Genomic DNA, 6,000 nt, shown 5'->3' on the forward strand with positions numbered 1-6,000 from the left:
ATGTGTTATGATACTGAATAAAGCCCGGAAGTAAGTGGAAACTGTGCAGAAATGCCAGAAAGCCTGGACCGGGATGCGGCCAAAGATCATAAAGAAAGTCTGGCTATGAATGCAAAGTGTGAAGCGGATGTGTTCGTGAGTATGTCTGCTTTGAAAGTAAAAAGAACAGAAAGGCAAGAATTTTATGCGTTTTTTAAATGAATTACATGAGGGAGACAGAGTAAACGGGATCTATCTCTGCAAACAGAAACAGGCAGCTACAACGAAGAATGGTAAGCCCTATGAGAATCTGATCCTTCAGGATAAAACAGGTGTGATCGATGGTAAGATCTGGGATCCCAATTCTCTGGGAATTGATGAGTTTGATGCGTTGGATTACATTGAGATCATGGGAGATGTGACAAGCTTTGCAGGCGCCATGCAGCTGAATATCAAGAGAGCACGCAAGGCAGGAGAAGGGGAGTATGATCCGGCAGATTATCTTCCTACCAGTGAGAACAGTGTGGATGATATGCAGAGCCAGCTGCGAGAGCTTATCAACAGTGTGAAGAATCCCTATCTTTCCCAGCTTCTGAAGAAGCTTTTTGTAGAAGATCAGGAATTTATGAAGATATTTGAGGGACATTCTGCAGCCAAGACCGTACATCACGGCTTTATCGGCGGACTGATGGAGCACACTCTTGGAGTGACCCGTCTCTGCGATTATATGGCGAATGCATATCCGCTATTGAACCGAGATCTTCTGATCACAACCGCACTTCTTCATGATGTGGGCAAAACGAAGGAGCTTTCTGCTTTTCCGATGAATGATTATACAGATGAGGGACAGCTTCTTGGACATATTGTGATCGGGGCACAGATGGTACATGATCTTGCAAAAGAGATTCCGGATTTTCCGGAGAAGCTTGAAAATCAGGTGATCCACTGTATTCTTGCACATCATGGTGAGCTGGAGTACGGTTCTCCCAAGAAGCCGGCACTTGCAGAGGCAGTTGCCCTGAATCTGGCAGACAATACAGATGCAAGGATGGAGACACTGACAGAAATTTTCCACGCAGACAAAGGCAAAAAAGAATGGCTTGGTTTCAACCGGCTTTTTGAGTCCAATTTAAGAAGAACAGGAGATATTTAATACATGGAATTCCGTAAAAACGATATACTCACTTTAGATATAGAGGATTGCGGAGTTGACGGTGAAGGTATCGGGAAAGCCGATGGCTTCACCGTTTTTGTGAAAGACGCCGTGATCGGAGACCGGATCAAAGCCAAGATCATCAAGGCAAAAAAGAACTATGGCTATGGCCGCCTGATGGAGGTGATCACACCGTCTCCATACCGTGTGAAACCTGCCTGCTCCATTGCCCGCCAGTGCGGAGGATGCCAGCTTCAGGCATTATCCTACGAGCAGCAGCTGAAATTTAAAGAGAAAAAGGTTCGTGGACATCTGGAAAGAATCGGAGGTTTTCAGAATCTTGATATGGAAACGATTATGGGGATGGAAGACCCCTATCATTATCGAAACAAGGCACAGTTTCCGGTAGGAAAAAATAAAGACGGAAAGATCATCACAGGCTTTTATGCAGGAAGAACCCACTCCATCATTGATAACCGAGAATGTATTCTGGGAGTGAAACAGAATAAAGAGGTTTTGGACCGTGTGATCGGACACATGGAAAAATATCATGTACAGCCCTACGATGAGGCCACGGGAAAAGGTCTTGTACGTCATATTATGATTCGTTACGGCTTCCATACAGATGAGATGATGGTCTGTCTGATCTTAAACGGAGATAAGATCCCTGCAGAAAAGGCTCTTGTGGAATCACTCTGTGAAATTCCGGAAATGACCAGCATTACCATCAATGTTAATAAAAAACGGAACAATGTGATCCTGGGTGATCAGCTTCGCCTCCTTTGGGGACAGTCCTATATAACGGACAGCATCGGAGATATTTCCTATCAGATCTCTCCCCTGTCCTTTTTCCAGGTCAATCCCATCCAGACCGAAAAACTGTATGGAAAGGCTCTGGAGTACGCCGGCCTTACGGGAAATGAAACTGTCTGGGATCTGTACTGCGGAATCGGAACTATCTCCCTGTTCCTGGCCCAGAAAGCAAAATTCGTCCGCGGCGTGGAGATCGTACCACAGGCCATTGACAATGCAAGAGAGAATGCGAAGCTCAATGGCATTGAGAATGTAGAGTTTTTTGTCGGAAAAGCAGAGGAAGTGCTGCCGAGAGAGTATGAGAAGAATGGCGTTTATGCAGACGTTATCGTGGTAGACCCGCCACGGAAGGGCTGTGATGAGGTACTTCTGAATACGATCCTTAAAATGAAGCCGGAGAGGGTTGTGTATGTGAGCTGTGACAGTGCGACACTGGCGAGGGATCTGAAGGTGCTGTGTGCGGAGGATTATGAACTGGTGCGGGTTTCTACTACTGATATGTTTCCGCAAGGAGTCCATGTGGAGACGGTATGCTTACTCTCTAAGAAATGCCCAGTTTAAGCGGGTTTGAGAGCTATTTTTAAGGAAACATATCATAGAAATTTAATGAATAAAAATGTGCATGAAAAAATAAATTGAATATATGCACAAGGGCGAAGTACCTTTTAGCGAGAAAATACATCTGCTTGCTAAAAGGTATTTTTTATATAAATTTGTACGCGGTAGAGTATAGATTGTTCGCGGATAAATAATATTGAAAATAATTGATATTCGGCGCTTGACCGCTTATCATATAGGAGGAGTATTTTGGCACTTTATAGAACAAAAATGGAGAGAAAATTTATGGAATTTATGACTGTAAAAGAAGCAGCCACAAAGTGGGGATTGTCAGAGAGAAGACTTCAAACTATATGCAATGAAGGAATGATTCCGGGGGTTATAAAATTTGGGCGATCATGGGCAATTCCAGTAAATGCGCAAAAACCTGTTGATAAAAGAATCAAGTCGGGAAAGTACGTGAAGTCCTGTTTTTGGGACATTTGTTATGAGAAAATTATGTCTGGGTATCGAATACTGGTATAAATTATTGTGCACTTGGATTATGTCAAGAAGGAGGCAGATTTTATATGAATGCAGGTTTTTTAGAAATAATAAACCATGGTCAGGAAGAAAAAATCAGACTTTTGCAAAATAAAGTTGATCTATATAGTGCTAATTTAGAACAATATAAACAGAAGTCATATAATGAAACTCAGGTTAGAGTTGATTTTGTGAATTCCTTTTTCAATTATTAGGTTGGGATGTGCTTAATGAAAATGGTTTGCCTCAACATTTGAGAGAGGTTACGCATGAGGCTAATGTAACTGTTGAAGAAGATGGGGAAAGTAAAAATAAAAAACCAGATTACGCATTTAGAATAGGTACAGAATTATTGTTTTATTTAGAGACGAAGAAACCAGCCGTGGATATCACATCAGACATTCTTCCAGCTTTTCAGTTAAGAAGATACGGATGGAGTGGTAATCTAAAAATTTCTGTTTTAACAAATTTTACAGATTTGTATATTTATGATTGTAGTGTAAGACCAGTTGAAGATGATGATATAGGTGTAGCTCTTATCGCGCATTATAATTATACAGAATATGTTGAAAAGTTTAATGAAATATATGGAATGCTTTCAAAAGAAGCTGTTATCACGGGAGAATTTGAAAAGAAGTTCGCGTTGCTTTTAGGACCTTATAGAAGAGAACCGTTTGATGAGTATTTTTTAAAGCAGATTAAGGAATGGAGATTAGTATTTGGAAACAGCATAATGAAAAATAATCCATCAATTAATATAAATACATTGAATATTGTTGTTCAGAGAATTCTTAATAGGATTATTTTTTTGAGAATATGCGAAGATAGAAGTTTTGAAGATTATGAAACATTAAAACATGTAATGAATGATAATAAATAGAGGTGAGCCTTGATGACAACTGAAAATTACGTCTATAAAAAAGAAGTAGACTGGTCTTTGTTGCAGGAAGGGCTCACTTTGCCCTTTGACAATCAGGTTATATTTGGGCAGGTAATGGGGCGTTTTTTAAATAGAGGTGAGTCTAAAGATATCACGCTTTATCTGAATGGAAAATCTTATAAGGCTCAGATTAGAAATGTGAATTTTGATCCAAAATTTAAGAGAAAAAAGGACACATTGCAAATACGATATTCTAAGAATGGTGAACTTGCAAAGGCGTTGCAGACATACTTTTCAAAGAGCTATCAGTTTATAAAGACCACACGAGAAATGCGTGAACCAGGTGACAGAACAATGATAAGGTTGCCTGAAGAGTGTAAGGAATACCTTGCAATATATACAACAGAATATGATGATTCTTACGTATTAGAGACCATTGTTGCGGATGATATTGTTTCTTTAAGGCAGACAGTTTCTGGTCAGAAAGAACGAATCATGGAAGCAGAATTTAACTATGATGTAGAGGACTCAACATCCACAATTCTTGAAATAGAGAGGATTGTAAAGATTAGAAAGCTTAACAAGAAGATTTGAGACAATTTAAAGCTTTTATATGGTTACAGATGCCAAATCTGTGGTCAATTGATTGGTGAGGAGTTTGGCTCACATATTGTGGAGGCAATCACATCGATTATTTTGTATCAAGCCTTAATAATGATGCGAGTAAACAGCTTATTGTGTGTCCAAATCATCATAGCATAATACATGACACAAATCCGGTATTTGATAGGCGTAGGTTACTATACATATACAAAAATGGGTTTGAACAGAAGCTAGTTTTGAATCAGCATTTATAGATTAGACGAGGAGATGATTAGTAAATGGATTTGGTATCAGCAATTGGATTGATTAGCTCTTTTGTCACTTTAGAAGAAGCGGGAAGAAGCTGGATATTAATTATTAAGGACAAGATAAAAAGAAAAGAAATTGATATCAATAATTGGGATTCAGATGATCCTTTAGTTCAGGTTTGTCTTGATAGATTTAAAACTGATATGGGGGATAAATATAAGGATCATATTTTTTCAGAGGAAGAAATCCAAGATATCATTCTGGGCTTTTTTGAGCAGAATAGAGAGCTGCGTATAGGGCATGAGGAACAGAAGCAAATGACTCAGATTATTGAGGATATTTTATACGCATATAATGAGTATGCGAAGTCCCTTATGTCGAGCGGCGAAAGAACACTACATAATACGCTATCATCGGATTTTTCCAAGATAATGGATAAGCTGGGGGTGATAGAAGAACAGCCTCGTAAGGAAAACATTAAGAAGTTTTTGCATGCGATTGAAGTAAGTAAAGAAATTGAACTTGAAAATATTGAAGAGCTTATTAACGGTGAATATGAAATTGACAGGTCAGAAATTATAGAAACAATACAGGCAGCACGAGAAAAATTAGTATCAATACAGGGAAATGCTGGTTCGGGTAAATCAGTTGTATGCAAAAAACTATTAAAGGGAAAAGAATACGTATTAGTAACGAGAGCAGAGAATTTGTCCACTGGAAAGAAAATGCACTTGTCAGGGCCAATTATAACGATTTGAAAAATGGTGTTCATGAAACAACCGAGTATTTGGAATTGTTTTTAAGAAATTTATTGTTGGATGAGAAGAATGAACTTCATAATCGTACGATGCACATTAGTGGAAGGTTTGCAGAAGTGGACATTGAAAGAGTAAAAGTGGACATTAAGAGTGGAGAAGTGGACATTGAAAGCACAAAAGTGGACATTCGAAATAAATTACTTTCTTTCTCAGATACGATTTCAGAAAAAACAATAAATCATACAGTAGAAATATTTTCAAAATGTGGAAAAGAAAATTGTTTCGGAAGAACGATAGTTGAAGAAATTACTGGATTAAAGCCATCAAGAGCTTCCAAGTTAATAAAACTGTTGGTTGATAGTGAGGTAATCGTACCTGTAACAGGACATGGAAAAGGAGCATTCCTGTAATTCATTAAAAGCGCCAATTGAATAAAAAAGAACCTCAAGGTATGATTGAGTTGCATCTTGGCGGATGTAAACAAA

At 38.7% G+C, this 6,000-nt stretch carries 8 protein-coding genes; all 8 read left to right on the top strand.

Annotated features, from left to right (window positions below; all coding sequences use genetic code 11):
• Nucleotides 1-184: 184 nt before the first annotated feature.
• Nucleotides 185-1,132 carry a 3'-5' exoribonuclease YhaM family protein gene (locus tag EAI83_RS12965; RefSeq protein WP_022426377.1) on the top strand — a complete coding sequence of 316 codons (948 nt, stop codon included), beginning with the start codon at nucleotides 185-187 and terminating at the stop codon, nucleotides 1,130-1,132.
• A 3-nt stretch (nucleotides 1,133-1,135) separates the two neighbouring features.
• Nucleotides 1,136-2,506 (top strand): 23S rRNA (uracil(1939)-C(5))-methyltransferase RlmD, encoded by a 1,371-nt coding sequence (gene rlmD, locus EAI83_RS12970; RefSeq protein ID WP_129975644.1) that lies wholly within the window; start codon nucleotides 1,136-1,138, stop codon nucleotides 2,504-2,506.
• 246 nt (nucleotides 2,507-2,752) lie between these two features.
• Nucleotides 2,753-3,028 (top strand): helix-turn-helix domain-containing protein, encoded by a 276-nt coding sequence (locus EAI83_RS12975; protein ID WP_334295243.1) that lies wholly within the window; start codon nucleotides 2,753-2,755, stop codon nucleotides 3,026-3,028.
• 44 nt (nucleotides 3,029-3,072) lie between these two features.
• The gene (locus tag EAI83_RS17300; protein ID WP_161206374.1) at nucleotides 3,073-3,240 is read left to right on the top strand and encodes a hypothetical protein; all 168 of its coding nucleotides are present in this window, start codon (nucleotides 3,073-3,075) and stop codon (nucleotides 3,238-3,240) included.
• Nucleotides 3,241-3,248: 8 nt separating this feature from the next.
• Nucleotides 3,249-3,905, top strand: a complete 657-nt coding sequence (locus tag EAI83_RS12980; RefSeq protein ID WP_129975646.1) for a type I restriction endonuclease — start codon at nucleotides 3,249-3,251, stop codon at nucleotides 3,903-3,905.
• 12 nt (nucleotides 3,906-3,917) lie between these two features.
• Nucleotides 3,918-4,499, top strand: coding sequence for a hypothetical protein (locus EAI83_RS12985; protein ID WP_173723178.1), 582 nt, complete (start codon nucleotides 3,918-3,920; stop codon nucleotides 4,497-4,499).
• A 287-nt stretch (nucleotides 4,500-4,786) separates the two neighbouring features.
• Entirely contained in the window at nucleotides 4,787-5,515 is a 729-nt protein-coding gene (locus EAI83_RS12990) for a hypothetical protein (RefSeq protein WP_129975648.1), read from the top strand.
• A complete protein-coding gene (locus tag EAI83_RS12995; protein WP_243113500.1) occupies nucleotides 5,512-5,925 on the top strand; it encodes a hypothetical protein in 414 nt (137 codons plus the stop codon). Before EAI83_RS12990 ends, EAI83_RS12995 begins: the two co-directional genes overlap by 4 nt.
• The last annotated feature ends 75 nt before the right edge of the window (nucleotides 5,926-6,000 follow it).

The organism is Blautia sp. aa_0143 (assembly GCF_004167315.1).
In the GTDB taxonomy this organism is placed as follows: domain Bacteria; phylum Bacillota; class Clostridia; order Lachnospirales; family Lachnospiraceae; genus Blautia_A; species Blautia_A fusiformis.

What these genes read in the sequence shown, in the direction of transcription:
- EAI83_RS12965 (WP_022426377.1), top strand. Translation starts at nt 185, where the DNA reads ATGCGTTTTTTAAATGAATTACATGAGGGAGACAGAGTAAACGGGATC.
- rlmD (WP_129975644.1), top strand. Translation starts at nt 1,136, where the DNA reads ATGGAATTCCGTAAAAACGATATACTCACTTTAGATATAGAGGATTGC.
- EAI83_RS17300 (WP_161206374.1), top strand. Translation starts at nt 3,073, where the DNA reads ATGAATGCAGGTTTTTTAGAAATAATAAACCATGGTCAGGAAGAAAAA.
- EAI83_RS12985 (WP_173723178.1), top strand. Translation starts at nt 3,918, where the DNA reads ATGACAACTGAAAATTACGTCTATAAAAAAGAAGTAGACTGGTCTTTG.
- EAI83_RS12990 (WP_129975648.1), top strand. Translation starts at nt 4,787, where the DNA reads ATGGATTTGGTATCAGCAATTGGATTGATTAGCTCTTTTGTCACTTTA.